Below are 13,342 nucleotides of genomic sequence, written 5' to 3'. Positions count from 1 at the left end.
GAACGATAGCTGGGGCGGGTGCAATGAAACGATCTCACAGACAGTGAAATCGCACAGTCATTTGTGAAGCGTAGCACACAAACGTAACTTTTCACTCATTTACATAACATAACAGAAGTGTATGGTTGATCACTATTTTTGAGACTCGTCACAGGTTGTAACTATACTGTGGTCTTGATCTCGTTTTCTTTGTGCTTGTTACATAGAATGTGCACGGAAATTAAACCTGCCTCATATTTGGAGCAAATATGGACCGCGTCCTTCATTTTGTCCTGGCACTTGTTGTCGTTACTGCACTTGCATTGCTGGTCAGCACAGACCGCAAAAACATTCGTATACGTTATGTTGTACAGCTGCTCGTCATTGAAGTTTTACTTGCGTGGTTCTTCCTGAACTCCAACGTAGGCCTGGGCTTCGTGAAAGGCTTCTCCGAAATGTTCGAAAAACTGCTCGGATTTGCTAACGAAGGGACGAACTTTGTCTTCGGCAGCATGAACGATCAAGGCCTGGCATTCTTCTTCCTGAAAGTGCTTTGCCCAATCGTCTTCATCTCTGCGCTGATCGGTATTCTGCAGCACATCCGTGTTCTGCCGTTTGTGATCCGTGGGATTGGTTTCCTGTTATCCAAAGTCAACGGCATGGGTAAACTGGAATCTTTCAACGCAGTCAGCTCCCTGATTCTGGGCCAGTCCGAGAACTTTATCGCGTATAAAGACATCCTCGGCAAAATGTCCCGCAACCGCATGTACACCATGGCGGCTACCGCAATGTCGACTGTTTCCATGTCTATCGTGGGCGCATACATGACAATGCTGGATCCAAAATACGTGGTCGCAGCACTGGTTCTGAACATGTTCAGCACCTTTATCGTTCTGTCGCTGATCAACCCGTACCGCGTTGACGCCAGCGAAGAAAATATTCAGATGTCTAACCTGCACGAAGGCCAGAGCTTCTTCGAAATGCTGGGCGAGTACATTCTGGCAGGTTTCAAAGTGGCGATTATCGTTGCTGCGATGCTGATCGGCTTCATCGCCCTGATCGCTGCGCTGAACGCCCTGTTCGCCGCTGTGCTGGGTATCTCCTTCCAGGGCATTCTGGGCTACATCTTCTACCCGATTGCGTGGGTGATGGGTGTTCCGGCTCACGAAGCACTGCAGGTCGGCAGCATCATGGCGACCAAACTGGTTTCCAACGAATTCGTTGCGATGATGGATCTGCAGAAAATCGCCAGCACGCTCTCTCCGCGCGCTGAAGGTATCCTGTCTGTGTTCCTGGTCTCCTTCGCTAACTTCTCTTCCATCGGTATCATCGCCGGTGCGATTAAAGGTCTGAACGAAGAGCAAGGTAACGTAGTTTCTCGCTTCGGCCTGAAACTGGTTTACGGCTCGACGCTGGTGAGCGTACTGTCTGCGTCTATCGCGGCACTGGTACTGTAATCCAGATAAAAAAACCGGGGGTTTGCGCCCCCGGTTTTTTTACGCCTTCAGTTCATCAAGCGGCTGGGGTTTTCCCAGCAAATAGCCCTGCAAATAGTCCACTCCGATATCGAGTAACATCTGCCGCTGCTCCGGCGTTTCGACAAACTCCGCCACCACGCACAAGGATTTCGTCTTCGCCAGATTACAAATCGACTTCACAATGGTCGCATCCATGCTGTCCGTACAGATGTCTTTCACAAAGCAACCGTCGATTTTAATGATGTCCGCCTGCAGGCGTTTGAGGCGCTCATAGTTGGCATACCCCGTGCCAAAATCATCGATCGCAATTTTGAAGCCGTATTCGCGCAGCTGCTGGATATTCTGAATGCTGTATTCGGAATCGGAAAAAGCCTGCTCTTCGGTGACTTCGATAATGACCGCCTGCGGGGCAATCGCGTGGTGCCTGAAGCGATCGATAATCTCAGCGGCCACCTCTTTTTGATTGAGCGTCATTGGCATCAGGTTGACGGAGAAGCGCGCTCCGCACTCCGTCGAAGGGTTTTGCCGCAGCCATTTCAGCAGGCTGTCAAGGACGCAAAGGTCAAAGCGGTGGCTGAGGTTGAACTGCGCCACCAGAGGAATGAAGCGATCGGGGGTGAGGATTTCACCGTCGCTCTCCAGACGGGTCAGAATTTCGTGGTAGCCCTCACCGGCAGCATTCTGAATGGGCTGGGCATACAGACGCACGCCTCCCTCCTCCAGCGCCCGTTTCACCCGGCTCAGCATCAATACGCGGTCCGTGGTTTGCCCTGAGACCCGCTCGACGCTGTTGGTGAGCGCCAGCACTCTGTGCGTGACGCAGGACTGCTCTGAAAGCCAGCTCAACTGCCCCAGCGTATGGTGCAGGTTTTCTGCATCCTGATCGTCCAGTTCGCCCCAGGCCGCACCAAATTCGATGTCCAGCCCGGTATTGTTCCAGTAGATTTTACGGCTGTTCAGCCGATCGACGATGTGCTGCAAACGCTCCCCGCTGTCTGGCCCCTGCAGCACCAGAATCAACTCGCTGCCCGGTAGCTGGAAGAATTTTTCGTTCGCCTGAAGTAAAGGCTGAACCGCAGAAGTGATGGCTCGCTTACAGTGGATGCGCATCAGCATGCCGTAATGCCGGCTGAGAAACCCCAGGTTGCCCATCCGCAGGCAGCAGATTTTGGCATCCGGGTGTCGCTGTAAATAGTCTTCCAGGGCGCGCATATTCGCGAGGCCCGTGAGCGGATCGGTCAACGCCCTTTCATGCCAGCCCTTCTTTAGCCATTCGCTCCGGTGGTAAATCCGCGACATGTACATCAGGCAGATGGCGAAGGAGATCAGCACCGACAGGACGAACGCCAGGGCATGCCCGGTCTGAACGCCGTTAAGGAAGTTTTTGTTGTAGGACAGGAGCAGGAAGGCGGAGATCGCCCAGCTCAGAGAAACCAGGGCATAGCTCAGGCGACTGATCGCCACCGTGAACAGAATAAAGATCACCGGAACCAGATACCCGGCGATAAAGCTGGCTTCGATTGGGGAGCATAAAACCACTAATCCCAGCGTCAGACATATCAGCCAGCCAAATGTAAATACAGAATGTTTATGAATAAGATACGGCTTAACGCTGCGCAGCCAGAAGGTTCTGGCATTGCGCGGATTAATTATCATTCTTAGCGGGTAATAGAACATCATGGTAAATATCAGGCTGGCGCAAATCAGGCTCTGAATATCAACGATGTTATAAATTGCGGTGCCATCGCCAAAGAAGTTTGATATCGAAAGCGGGAAATCAAAGAAATATCCGGCGAGATACATCGACAGCTTTATGCCGAGGGGAATGACAAATCCCAGCCAGAAAATGCGTAACCCAATATGCCGGTTAGGCAGCCCATAGCGCCAGCGCTTACCCAGCGTGAAGCGCAGGATTGCGCAGACTGCGAAGACCGAAAACGTCTGGCAAAACAGCACTACCGCATGCTGCAGAGGGGTGAGCTGGAAGTAATAAAGGTTAGTTAAGGCAAAACTGAAGACAATGGGAAGAACCGCGCGGCGACCAAACAATAACATCATCGCCAGCATCACGCTTAAGGGTAACCAGGCTAAATAGACGTAATGACCGTCGAGGATGGAACGAGGGGAAATAAAACGAGAGAAAGGCACCGCCAGCAGACATAAAATGAATGCCAGCATAAATATTCGTAAATTATTTGTAAGGTGACTTTTTGCTCGTAACAAGGGGCTATTTCCCAGTCGAATCATTGGTTGAAGAAATGGTAAGTTTATTAATTGAGCGAATCAAGTTCCCGGTTTTAAATGAACTCTTTTATTGATTTCGATTGAGGTCAGATTGATAAACATACACGGATGGCAACAAAAAAGGCAGGAGATGATAACAAACGCATAAAAAAAACCCCCGCCTTTCGGCGAGGGTTTAAATTTTGGTGGAGCTAAGCGGGATCGAACCGCTGACCTCTTGCATGCCATGCAAGCGCTCTCCCAGCTGAGCTATAGCCCCACAGTGTCTTTACGTTCCAAATTCCCCTGGATTAAGAATTTGGTGGAGCTAAGCGGGATCGAACCGCTGACCTCTTGCATGCCATGCAAGCGCTCTCCCAGCTGAGCTATAGCCCCAACGTAAAGCTGTCGTGTTGACGGGCGGCATAATATGAATTCCATTGCTGAGTGTCAACGGCAAAATCAGCCCTGCCCTTTCAATCGTCGAAAAATCATGCAAATGAAGCACATTGCGAGGTTGCTCGCAGCCAGTAGTTAAACCTGTCACATTTTCGCGTAAAAGGGTGCTATAACATGAAGCCTTCATTAACCCTACTGATATTCAGGTAATTGCATGATCAAGGAACGAATGACGCCAGAGGAGCTGTCCCGGCTCACTGGCTATAGCCGACAGACCATCAATAAATGGGTACGTAAAGAGGGTTGGAAAACATCTCCAAGGCCGGGTGTTCAGGGCGGTAAAGCGCGTCTGGTCCACGTGAACGAGAAAGTGCGAGAGTTCATCCGCAGCGCTTCTCGGGTAACGGAAGCACCTCTTCATCCTGAAAGCGTGGCAAGCAGTAGCTCGCTTGACGCTTTGCTTCTGACACTCGCCAATGAAATGACCCCCGATGAACAAAAACAGCTGACGACGCTGCTGCTGCGAGAAGGGATCACCGGATTGCTACAACGTTTAGGGATACGCGACCAGAGCTGATATGAAAAGATTACGGAGCAAGATGACCACGGAAGAGCTGGCCGAGAGCCTGGGGGTCGCCAAACAGACGGTCAACCGCTGGATACGTAAGCAAGGGTGGAAAACCGAAGGGTTAAACGGCGTGAAAGGTGGACGAGCGAGACTGATCCACATCGATACCCGCGTGCGCGAGCACCTTATGACCCTCCCCGCTATTCGTACCCGCCAGGCGGTTTACCAGTTAGCAGAAGCCTCCGCCGAATATGGCGATGTGAATACCACCAGCCTGCCACGCCAGGTGACCACTGCTCTGGAAAACCTGACCCAAATCGAGCAACAGAGGCTCGCCGTGCTGCTGGCACGCGAAGGGGTTCAGGGTTTTCTCACCCGCCTCGGGATCGCTGAAGAGCAGACATAAAAAAACGGCAGGATAACCTGCCGTTTTCAAATGGGTCTGCCTGATGCAATTACTGCTGGCTTTCGCGCTCAGCAATAAAGCCCAGCGCTTTGTTGATACGCGCGACGCTGCGTGTCTTGCCAATCGCATGGACGGTGACGTCCAGGCCTGGAGACTGGCCTGCGCCGGTCACAGCCACACGCAGCGGCATACCGACTTTACCCATGCCCACTTCCAGCTCATCAGCCGTTGCCTGAATCGCATGATGCACGTTCTCTGCGGTCCAGTCGGTCAGGGCTGCCAGTTTATCGCGCACCACTTCCAGCGGCTGACGCGCAACCGGACGCAGGTGTTTTTTCGCCGCGTCAGCATCAAACTCGTCAAACTCTTCATAGAAATAGCGGCAGCTTTCCGCAATCTCTTTGAGGGTTTTGCAGCGTTCGCCGAGCAGTCTCACCAGATCCGCCAGCTCAGGGCCGGTGCGGGTATCAATGTTGGCCTGTTCAATGTGCCATTGCAGGTAGGTCGCAACATATTCAGCCGGCATGGTGTTGATGTAGTGATGGTTCAGCCACAGCAGTTTATCGGTGTTAAACGCACTGGCGGATTTGCTCACCGCATTCAGGGAGAAGAGTTTGATCATCTCTTCGCGGCTGAAGATCTCCTGATCGCCGCTGGACCAGCCCAGGCGCACCAGGTAGTTCAGCAGCGCTTCCGGCAGGTAGCCGTCGTCGCGGTACTGCATCACGCTCACGGCGCCGTGGCGTTTGGACAGTTTTTTACCGTCATCACCGTTGATCATCGAGACGTGGGCGTAGACCGGCACTGGCGCATTCAGCGCTTTCAGGATGTTGATCTGGCGCGGAGTGTTGTTGATATGGTCTTCGCCACGGATAACGTGGGTGATTTCCATATCCCAGTCATCAACCACCACGCAGAAGTTGTAGGTTGGGGAACCGTCGGTACGACGAATGATCAGATCGTCCAGCTCCTGGTTGCTGAACTCAATCGGGCCACGGATCTGATCGTCAAAGATCACAGAACCGTCCTGCGGGTTAGCAAAACGCACGACGCAGGGTTCATCATCAGCATGATGTTCATGGCTATGGCGGCAGCGGCCGTCGTAGCGAGGTTTGTCGCCGTTCGCCATCTGCTCTTCACGCAGGGCTTCCAGACGCTCTTTAGAGCAGTAGCATTTATACGCGGTACCCGCGACCAGCATTTCATCAATGACGGCGTTGTAGCGATCGAAACGTTTGGTCTGGAAGTACGGGCCTTCGTCCCACTCCAGATTCAGCCAGTTCATGCCATCCATGATGGCTTCGATAGCTTCCGGTGTTGAACGCTCAAGATCGGTGTCTTCAATACGCAGCACGAACTCACCGCCGTGGTTACGTGCAAAAAGCCAGGAATAAAGAGCAGTACGGGCACCACCGACGTGCAGATAGCCTGTCGGGCTGGGCGCGAAGCGAGTTTTGATTTTCATGAAATGGCCTTACGTTATAAAGATGCCGACGACCGGCAAATGCTGGGATAAAAACAATGGGCAATATTCTATCACTGTGGGCCGATTCCTCAATGAGGAAGCCTGAATGACGTGCAGGTTTGCTAAATTTGTTTAGAAATCATGCTGCGCGGACCATTTTGTGATCCATTTGTTTAATTTTACGACGAACAAACAAAATCTTTAGAAAAGGCGTTGACTCATTTTCAACTCTCCCTATAATGCGACTCCACACAGCGGGGGTGATTAGCTCAGTTGGTAGAGCACCTCCTTTACACGGAGGGGGTCGGCGGTTCGAGCCCGTCATCACCCACCATCTACTTAAGTAGATACCGCAGTGTAGATAAGAATTAAGATTGGGCGATTAGCTCAGTTGGTAGAGCATCTCCTTTACACGGAGGGGGTCGGCGGTTCGAGCCCGTCATCGCCCACCATTCTTAAATCTTATTTAGTAGCACCGAAATGGGTGATTAGCTCAGTTGGTAGAGCACCTCCTTTACACGGAGGGGGTCGGCGGTTCGAGCCCGTCATCACCCACCATTCGGGTCGTTAGCTCAGTTGGTAGAGCAGTTGACTTTTAATCAATTGGTCGCAGGTTCGAATCCTGCACGACCCACCAATGTAAAAAAGCGCCCTAAAGGCGCTTTTTTGCTATCTGCGATATTCAAGATTCGAACCTGCAGCAGGTTCGAGCCGAACGCAGTGAGGCACCGGAGCCGCAAGGCGACGGCCCGAAGGGCGAGCGAAGCGAGTCATCCTGCACGACCCACCAATGTAAAAAAGCGCCCTAAAGGCGCTTTTTTGCTATCTGCGATTCCTGAATTCAAAAGACATTGCCTGATGGCGCTTCGCTTATCAGGCCTACGTTATGCCTGCGTGATCCGTAGGTCGGGTAAGCGCAGCGCCACCCGACAAATAGCCCCCCAGATCTGGCAGGTCCTCTCAAGCTATGGATTTTTATGCCGATATGCTTGTTTTATGGCGAGAGGATTTACAATGACAACCATACAGACATCAACACCTTCAATGCAGACCAGCAGTAGCAGTGGTAGCAGCTCCAGCGACAACAGCATTGCGTCGCAAATCAGCCGTCTGACGTCGCAGATCACCAAGCTCACCCAGCAGCTCAAAGATGTCGCGAACGGCAGCGGCACTGCGGAAGATAAGAAAAAGCAGCAGGACCTGCTTCAGGCGCAGATCAAAATGCTGCAGGCCCAGCTGGCACAATTGCAGCGCCAGCAGGCTGAAGAAGCGCAGAAGAAACAAGAACAAAAACAGGGCAAAGCTGAAGGCGTGAATTCACCTTCCGCTGAGCACCAGATCGATATCTACATCTAATCGTCCGGCGCGTTAAATAACGGATCGCGTATGCGGGCCTCCATTAATCGCTGTGCCTGCATACGTACCACCTCCCAAAGCGCGTGAGCCGCCCCGGAAAGCGAGCGATTTTTACGTCGCGCCAGCATCAGTTTTCGCTCAATACAGGGCGTGAAACGCCTGACAACGAGCCGACTCCCCTGCGGCAACGGCAACGCCAGCGCGGGTAACACGCTGATCCCAATCCCCGCTTCCACCATCGGGAAGAGCGTCGCGGGATGGCCAATCTCCTGCACGATCGTCGCATTCACTTTCTGCTGGGCAAGCGCCGCATCAATCAGCGGACGGCTTCCCGATGCATAATCCTGCAATACCAGGTTTGCGCCCTGCAATGCCTGCCACGTCACCTCTGGCACCAGGGCCAGCGGATCGTCATCGCGACAGAGCAGTAAAAATGGCTCTGAGAGCACCACTTCACACTCGAGATCCGTCACCGGCCCCGGATCGATCACAATCCCGAAATCCACCTCGCCTTGCCTGATACTCTCCAGGACCCACTGCTGCGGCCTGTCGTGCAGTACAAAATCGATATCGGGATAACGCCGGTTACTTTCGGCAATGCACTGGGGAATCAAATGCGCCGAAATGGTCTGGCTGGCGGCCACGCGCACGGTCCCGGAAAGTTGCTGCCCCACCCTGCCGACGTCGCGCAGCGTACTGTTGAGTTCATCCAGCAGTCGCTCCAGACGCGCGGCCAGCTGCTGCCCCGCTTCGGTCAGCACCACTTCCCGCGTGGTGCGGTCGAGCAGGCGAACGCCGGTTTGCAGCTCCAGCTCTTTGACGCTGTGGCTAACCGCCGACTGGCTCAGGCCGATTATCTCCCCGGCGCGGCTAAAGCTACGGGCCTGGGCGACGGTGACAAAAACACGAAGCTGACGTAGGGAATAATTCATCGTTTTTATTCATGAATAGATGCAATAAATCGATTTTATTTCTCAAAGGGAACAAAGCACAATAGCCAAATCTGATTTCAGGAGCATCTATGAAACTGTTTCGTGTTCTCGACCCCTTTACTCTTACGCTGATTGCCGTTGTCCTGCTGGCCTCTTTCTTCCCGGCTCGCGGCGCTTTTGTTCCCTTTATTGAGGGCCTGACGACGGCCGCCATCGCCCTGCTGTTCTTCATGCACGGTGCCAAACTGTCGCGTGAAGCGATCATTGCCGGGGGAAGCCACTGGCGACTGCACCTCTGGGTGATGTGCAGCACCTTCATTCTGTTCCCCATCCTCGGCGTGCTATTCGCCTGGTGGGCACCGGTGAATGTCGATCCGGCGCTGTACACCGGTTTCCTCTATCTCTGTATTCTGCCTGCCACCGTGCAGTCGGCCATTGCCTTTACGTCGCTCGCAGGCGGTAACGTCGCGGCGGCGGTCTGTTCCGCGTCGGCGTCTAGTCTGCTGGGTATTTTTGTCTCGCCGCTGCTGGTCGGCCTGCTGATGAATATGCACGGCGCAGAGGGCAACCTCGAACAGGTCGGGAAAATCTGCCTCCAGCTGTTGCTGCCGTTCGTGCTCGGGCATCTCTCGCGTCCCTGGACCGGGGATTTCGTCGCCAGAAACAAAAAGTGGATCGGTAAAACCGACCAGACCTCGATTCTGTTAGTGGTCTACTCCGCCTTTGGCGAAGCCGTGGTGAACGGGATCTGGCATAAGGTCGGGATTGGTTCGCTGCTGTTTATCGCGCTGGTGAGCATTGTCCTGCTGGCGATTGTGATTGCGGTGAACACCTTTGCCGCGCGCAAGTTTGGCTTCAACAAAGCGGATGAAATCACCATTGTGTTCTGCGGTTCGAAAAAGAGTCTCGCCAACGGCATTCCGATGGCGAACATTCTCTTCCCGACGTCGGTGATTGGGATGATGGTGCTACCGCTGATGATTTTCCACCAGATCCAGCTGATGGTCTGTGCGGTGATGGCGCGTCGTTACAAGCGTCAGACGGAGAAGCTGGCGCAGGAAGAGACCCGCGCCGCGAAAGCTTAAGGACGTTTGAGGGGCTGAACCAGATGGCTCAGCCCTTCGCTTTTGATAAGCAACGTGATAGCCATCAGCTCGCCCAGTCGCCCGGCAGGAAATTGATCCTTGCGCGCGAACCACAGGAAATACTCTTCCGGCACGTCAATCAAGCGACGCCCCTTGTATTTCCCGAACGGCATTTCGGTGTTGGCGATCTCGATGAGCTGCTCTTTCTCCACGTTACTCTCCCAGTAGCCTGATCATTTCGGCTTCGTCAATAACCTCAATGCCCAGCTCCTGCGCTTTCGCCAGTTTCGAGCCCGCCGCTTCACCGGCGATCACCAGATCGGTTTTCTTCGACACGCTGCCCGCCACTTTGGCGCCTAATGCCACCAGACGCGCTTTGGCATCGTCACGGGAAAGCTGGCTCAAACTGCCGGTGAGTACCACAGTTTTGCCCGCAAACGGGCTGTCGATCTCTTCGGCGTTAACCACCACTGGCGCGGGCCAGTGAATGCCCTCTTCCAGCAGCTTACCGATGACTTCGCGATTGCTCTCTTCCGCGAAGAAGTTGAAGACGTGGGTAGCGACAACGATGCCGACGTCCGGCACTTTTTGCAGATCCTCAATCGAGGCCTTTTCGAGCAGCTCAAGCGTACCGAAATGGGCAGCCAGCCCGGCGGCTGTTGCTTCGCCGACTTCACGAATACCCAGGGCGTAGAGGAAGCGCGCGAAAGTGGTCTCTTTAGATTTTTCCAGCGCATTGACGACGTTCTGGGCGGATTTTGGCCCCATACGATCCAGCCCGGTCAGCTTGCCCGCCGTCAGACGGAACAGATCCGCAGGCGTATGGACATACTCTTTTTCGACCAGTTGATCGATGATTTTGTCACCCATCCCGTCAACGTCCATCGCCCGACGAGAGACAAAGTGTTTCAGCGCTTCTTTGCGCTGCGCCCCGCAGATTAACCCGCCAGTACAGCGGGTTACCGCCTCACCTTCCACGCGTTCCACGTCAGAGCCGCAGACCGGGCAATGGGACGGGAATTCAATCTCGCGCGTATCGTCAGGGCGTTCAGATTCGACGACGTTCACCACCTGAGGGATCACATCCCCCGCGCGGCGAATCACCACTTTGTCGCCAATCCGCAGGCCAAGACGCGCGATTTCGTCGGCGTTGTGCAAGGTGGCATTGCTGACCAGCACACCCGCGACCTGAACCGGCTCCAGACGTGCGACCGGGGTAATCGCCCCGGTACGTCCGACCTGGAATTCCACATCGCGCACAAAGGTCATCTGCTCCTGAGCGGGGAATTTAAACGCCACTGCCCAGCGCGGTGCTCGCGCCACAAAACCTAGCTGCTCCTGAAGCGCCAGCGAGTTCACTTTGATCACCACGCCGTCGATATCAAACCCCAGCGTCGGACGGTCCTCTTCGACCTGACGATAAAACGCCAGTACCGCTTCCGGTGAGTCACAAAGCTTCACCCGATTACTGACCGGCAGGCCCCACTCTTTGAACTGCAGCAGACGGCCCAGATGGGTATCAGGCAGTTCGCCGCCCTCAAGAATACCCACGCCGTAGCAGAAGAAAGTGAGCGGTCGCTTCGCCGTGATGCGCGGGTCAAGCTGGCGGATAGAGCCCGCGGCGGCATTACGCGGGTTAGCAAAGACTTTGCCACCGGTACGGCGCGCTTCATCGTTAATCTTCTCAAAGCCCGCCTGCGGGAGAAACACTTCTCCGCGCACTTCGAGGCGCGCAGGAATATTCTCCCCGCGCAGCTTCAATGGGATGGCGCGAATCGTCCGCACGTTGCTGGTGATGTCCTCACCCGTGGTGCCATCGCCGCGCGTGGCGGCCCGCACCAGAACGCCGTTTTCGTACAGAATGCTGACCGCCAGACCGTCGAGCTTCAGCTCACAGCACCAGGTCAGCACATCCGCGCTTTTCAGACGGTCCTGCACGCGCTTGTTGAAGGCGAGGAAACTCTCCTCGTCAAAGACGTTGTCCAGTGACAGCATCGGCACTTCATGGCGTACCTGGCTGAAAGAGGCCAGCGGAGCCGCACCCACGCGCTGCGTCGGTGAGTCCGGGGTTATGAGATCGGGATGTTGTGTTTCCAGCTCGCGCAGTTCGCGCATCAGGCGGTCGTACTCCGCATCCGGGATCTCCGGTGCGTCCATCACGTGATACAGGTATTCATGATGGCGAAGTGTGGTTCGTAGGTGTGTGAGTTGTTGTTCGATAGAGTCCATAGCGCACCATCAATGAGAAAAACCCCCGACAGGCGGGGGTTGAGGAGGCGTGGAAGAAAACGCAGAATTTAGGCGTTAGCTTCCTTTACTTCGCGGATGCGATCCTGATACTCGCGCAGTTTCTGCGGCGTCATCATACGACGCTGATCGTCGAGTACCACACCACCGACTTCATCGGCGATGTGCTGGGCGGATTGCAGCATCAGCTTAAAGTTTTGCAGTTCGTCACCGTAGGACGGCACCTGCATAAAGATAGTGATGCCCGGCGTGGTGAAATCACCGGTCATTTCCGGATCAAAGGTCCCCGGATTCACCATGTTTGCCAGGCTGAACAGCGCAGGGCCGCTCCCGTCCGGACTCAGGTGACGGTGGAAAATATTCATGTCGCCAAACTTGAAGCCCGCCTGCTGAATGCTGTTGAGCAGCACGTCACCATTGAGCTGAGTCCCGTGATGCGCGGCGACGTTCATGATGATCACCGTCTCTTTACGCTGCGGCTTTTCAGCTACCGGCGCTTCTTCGATAATCGGTTCCGGTTCAACGACAGGCTCAGGCTGTGGAGCCGGTTGCACATGAACAGGCTGCGGCGGCATTTCTGGCGGCGAGGGCTGAACAGGGCGCGGCTGCTGCACGGGCTGTTGAACGTGCTGCGGCTGAACCGGCTGCTGGACAACAGGCTGTTGTACCGGCGGTTGCTGTGGCTGACGCACCGGCTCTTCCACAGGCTGTGGCGCGGGCTGGCGCGGCTGTGCAGACGCGTAAGGCGGCTGATACTGGTGCTGCGGAGGCTGACGAGGTGCTTCATGCTCCCCATGGCCTGCAGCAGGCGCAGTCGTATTGACCCGATGAACGCGAACTTCACCCACGCCTTCGTCGTCGTTATCGTCGATGTCGTCATCACCGTCATCGTCGTTACGACTGGACTTCATGCGTTTCAGTGGGCGATCGCGAAACATCGAGGAACGTTCTTTACGGCTGGTCCAGAAACCATGTACCAGTAAAGCGAGTATGGCGATCGCGCCAACAATGATTAATATCAGACGCAAATCCTGCATCATTATATTCTCTGTTGTTCTAACACCTTGCCACCACGGCAAACATTTACTCACTAAGAGTATTTGCCGATTACGTCAAGTGCAAGTGTGTGCAGAGCATTCAAAGCATAAAGATGTACGAAATCGTGCTTTTTGCTGTTTTTTCGAACATTTCCGAACTGGTCATT

General features: G+C 54.4%; 11 protein-coding genes, 6 tRNA genes and 1 other RNA gene. 10 read left to right on the top strand and 8 right to left on the bottom strand.

The window, feature by feature from the left end; genetic code table 11:
* Nucleotides 1-248: 248 nt before the first annotated feature.
* Complete coding sequence (gene nupC, locus AC3WS9_RS06655) at nucleotides 249-1,436, top strand: nucleoside permease NupC (RefSeq protein ID WP_282493769.1); 1,188 nt, start codon at nucleotides 249-251, stop codon at nucleotides 1,434-1,436.
* A 39-nt stretch (nucleotides 1,437-1,475) separates the two neighbouring features.
* On the opposite strand, the gene AC3WS9_RS06650 is transcribed toward nupC, so the two are convergent.
* The 3 genes from AC3WS9_RS06650 to AC3WS9_RS06640 form a co-directional block, all read right to left on the bottom strand.
* Nucleotides 1,476-3,635 carry an EAL domain-containing protein gene (locus tag AC3WS9_RS06650; protein ID WP_492487426.1) on the bottom strand — a complete coding sequence of 720 codons (2,160 nt, stop codon included), beginning with the start codon at nucleotides 3,633-3,635 and terminating at the stop codon, nucleotides 1,476-1,478.
* A 249-nt stretch (nucleotides 3,636-3,884) separates the two neighbouring features.
* A tRNA-Ala gene (locus AC3WS9_RS06645) sits at nucleotides 3,885-3,960 on the bottom strand.
* A 40-nt stretch (nucleotides 3,961-4,000) separates the two neighbouring features.
* Nucleotides 4,001-4,076 (bottom strand) — tRNA-Ala (locus AC3WS9_RS06640).
* Between the two features lie 217 nt (nucleotides 4,077-4,293).
* Between AC3WS9_RS06640 and AC3WS9_RS06635 the strand changes: the two genes are divergently transcribed.
* The gene (locus AC3WS9_RS06635; protein ID WP_282491562.1) at nucleotides 4,294-4,656 is read left to right on the top strand and encodes a YfeC-like transcriptional regulator; all 363 of its coding nucleotides are present in this window, start codon (nucleotides 4,294-4,296) and stop codon (nucleotides 4,654-4,656) included.
* Between the two features lies 1 nt (nucleotide 4,657).
* Entirely contained in the window at nucleotides 4,658-5,053 is a 396-nt protein-coding gene (locus AC3WS9_RS06630; RefSeq protein ID WP_492487424.1) for a YfeC-like transcriptional regulator, read from the top strand.
* Between the two features lie 49 nt (nucleotides 5,054-5,102).
* On the opposite strand, the gene gltX is transcribed toward AC3WS9_RS06630, so the two are convergent.
* Nucleotides 5,103-6,518 (bottom strand): glutamate--tRNA ligase, encoded by a 1,416-nt coding sequence (gene gltX / locus AC3WS9_RS06625; RefSeq protein WP_285146820.1) that lies wholly within the window; start codon nucleotides 6,516-6,518, stop codon nucleotides 5,103-5,105.
* Between the two features lie 258 nt (nucleotides 6,519-6,776).
* On the opposite strand from gltX, the gene AC3WS9_RS06620 reads away from it, so the two are divergent.
* From AC3WS9_RS06620 to AC3WS9_RS06595, 6 genes are all read left to right on the top strand, one after another.
* Nucleotides 6,777-6,852, top strand: a tRNA-Val gene (locus AC3WS9_RS06620).
* A 42-nt stretch (nucleotides 6,853-6,894) separates the two neighbouring features.
* Nucleotides 6,895-6,970: transfer RNA gene (locus AC3WS9_RS06615), tRNA-Val, on the top strand.
* A 30-nt stretch (nucleotides 6,971-7,000) separates the two neighbouring features.
* A tRNA-Val gene (locus AC3WS9_RS06610) sits at nucleotides 7,001-7,076 on the top strand.
* A gap of 3 nt (nucleotides 7,077-7,079) precedes the next feature.
* Nucleotides 7,080-7,155, top strand: a tRNA-Lys gene (locus AC3WS9_RS06605).
* A 29-nt stretch (nucleotides 7,156-7,184) separates the two neighbouring features.
* Nucleotides 7,185-7,308, top strand: a non-coding RNA gene (locus tag AC3WS9_RS06600) — RtT sRNA.
* A gap of 224 nt (nucleotides 7,309-7,532) precedes the next feature.
* Nucleotides 7,533-7,874: a FlxA-like family protein gene (locus AC3WS9_RS06595; RefSeq protein WP_282495458.1), complete on the top strand. Its 342-nt coding sequence runs from the start codon at nucleotides 7,533-7,535 to the stop codon at nucleotides 7,872-7,874.
* On the opposite strand, the gene AC3WS9_RS06590 is transcribed toward AC3WS9_RS06595, so the two are convergent.
* A complete protein-coding gene (locus AC3WS9_RS06590; RefSeq protein ID WP_492487422.1) occupies nucleotides 7,871-8,806 on the bottom strand; it encodes a LysR family transcriptional regulator in 936 nt (311 codons plus the stop codon). The genes AC3WS9_RS06595 and AC3WS9_RS06590 overlap by 4 nt on opposite strands.
* Nucleotides 8,807-8,895: 89 nt before the next feature.
* Here AC3WS9_RS06590 and AC3WS9_RS06585 point away from each other — a divergent pair, with 89 nt between their 5' ends.
* Entirely contained in the window at nucleotides 8,896-9,891 is a 996-nt protein-coding gene (locus tag AC3WS9_RS06585; RefSeq protein ID WP_282495460.1) for a bile acid:sodium symporter family protein, read from the top strand.
* On the opposite strand, the gene AC3WS9_RS06580 is transcribed toward AC3WS9_RS06585, so the two are convergent.
* The 3 genes from AC3WS9_RS06580 to zipA form a co-directional block, all read right to left on the bottom strand.
* Nucleotides 9,888-10,103, bottom strand: coding sequence for a DUF3820 family protein (locus AC3WS9_RS06580; RefSeq protein WP_095282821.1), 216 nt, complete (start codon nucleotides 10,101-10,103; stop codon nucleotides 9,888-9,890). The two genes, AC3WS9_RS06585 and AC3WS9_RS06580, sit on opposite strands and share 4 nt — an antisense overlap.
* A gap of 1 nt (nucleotide 10,104) precedes the next feature.
* Complete coding sequence (gene ligA / locus AC3WS9_RS06575; RefSeq protein ID WP_285146823.1) at nucleotides 10,105-12,120, bottom strand: NAD-dependent DNA ligase LigA; 2,016 nt, start codon at nucleotides 12,118-12,120, stop codon at nucleotides 10,105-10,107.
* Nucleotides 12,121-12,188: 68 nt separating this feature from the next.
* Nucleotides 12,189-13,178 (bottom strand): cell division protein ZipA, encoded by a 990-nt coding sequence (gene zipA / locus AC3WS9_RS06570; RefSeq protein WP_285158446.1) that lies wholly within the window; start codon nucleotides 13,176-13,178, stop codon nucleotides 12,189-12,191.
* Between the last annotated feature and the right edge of the window lie 164 nt (nucleotides 13,179-13,342).

The organism is Lelliottia sp. EB106-05-01-XG201, assembly GCF_058791735.1.
The sequence above is the reverse complement of the archived record's forward strand: the minus strand, read 5'-3'. Positions and strand labels throughout refer to the sequence as shown.

Coding starts and splice junctions, on each gene's coding strand:
- AC3WS9_RS06590 (WP_492487422.1), bottom strand. CDS start 8,806: ATGAATTATTCCCTACGTCAGCTTCGTGTTTTTGTCACCGTCGCCCAG.
- AC3WS9_RS06585 (WP_282495460.1), top strand. CDS start 8,896: ATGAAACTGTTTCGTGTTCTCGACCCCTTTACTCTTACGCTGATTGCC.
- AC3WS9_RS06650 (WP_492487426.1), bottom strand. CDS start 3,635: ATGCTGGCATTCATTTTATGTCTGCTGGCGGTGCCTTTCTCTCGTTTT.
- AC3WS9_RS06630 (WP_492487424.1), top strand. CDS start 4,658: ATGAAAAGATTACGGAGCAAGATGACCACGGAAGAGCTGGCCGAGAGC.
- gltX (WP_285146820.1), bottom strand. CDS start 6,518: ATGAAAATCAAAACTCGCTTCGCGCCCAGCCCGACAGGCTATCTGCAC.
- AC3WS9_RS06635 (WP_282491562.1), top strand. CDS start 4,294: ATGATCAAGGAACGAATGACGCCAGAGGAGCTGTCCCGGCTCACTGGC.
- nupC (WP_282493769.1), top strand. CDS start 249: ATGGACCGCGTCCTTCATTTTGTCCTGGCACTTGTTGTCGTTACTGCA.
- zipA (WP_285158446.1), bottom strand. CDS start 13,178: ATGATGCAGGATTTGCGTCTGATATTAATCATTGTTGGCGCGATCGCC.
- ligA (WP_285146823.1), bottom strand. CDS start 12,120: ATGGACTCTATCGAACAACAACTCACACACCTACGAACCACACTTCGC.
- AC3WS9_RS06595 (WP_282495458.1), top strand. CDS start 7,533: ATGACAACCATACAGACATCAACACCTTCAATGCAGACCAGCAGTAGC.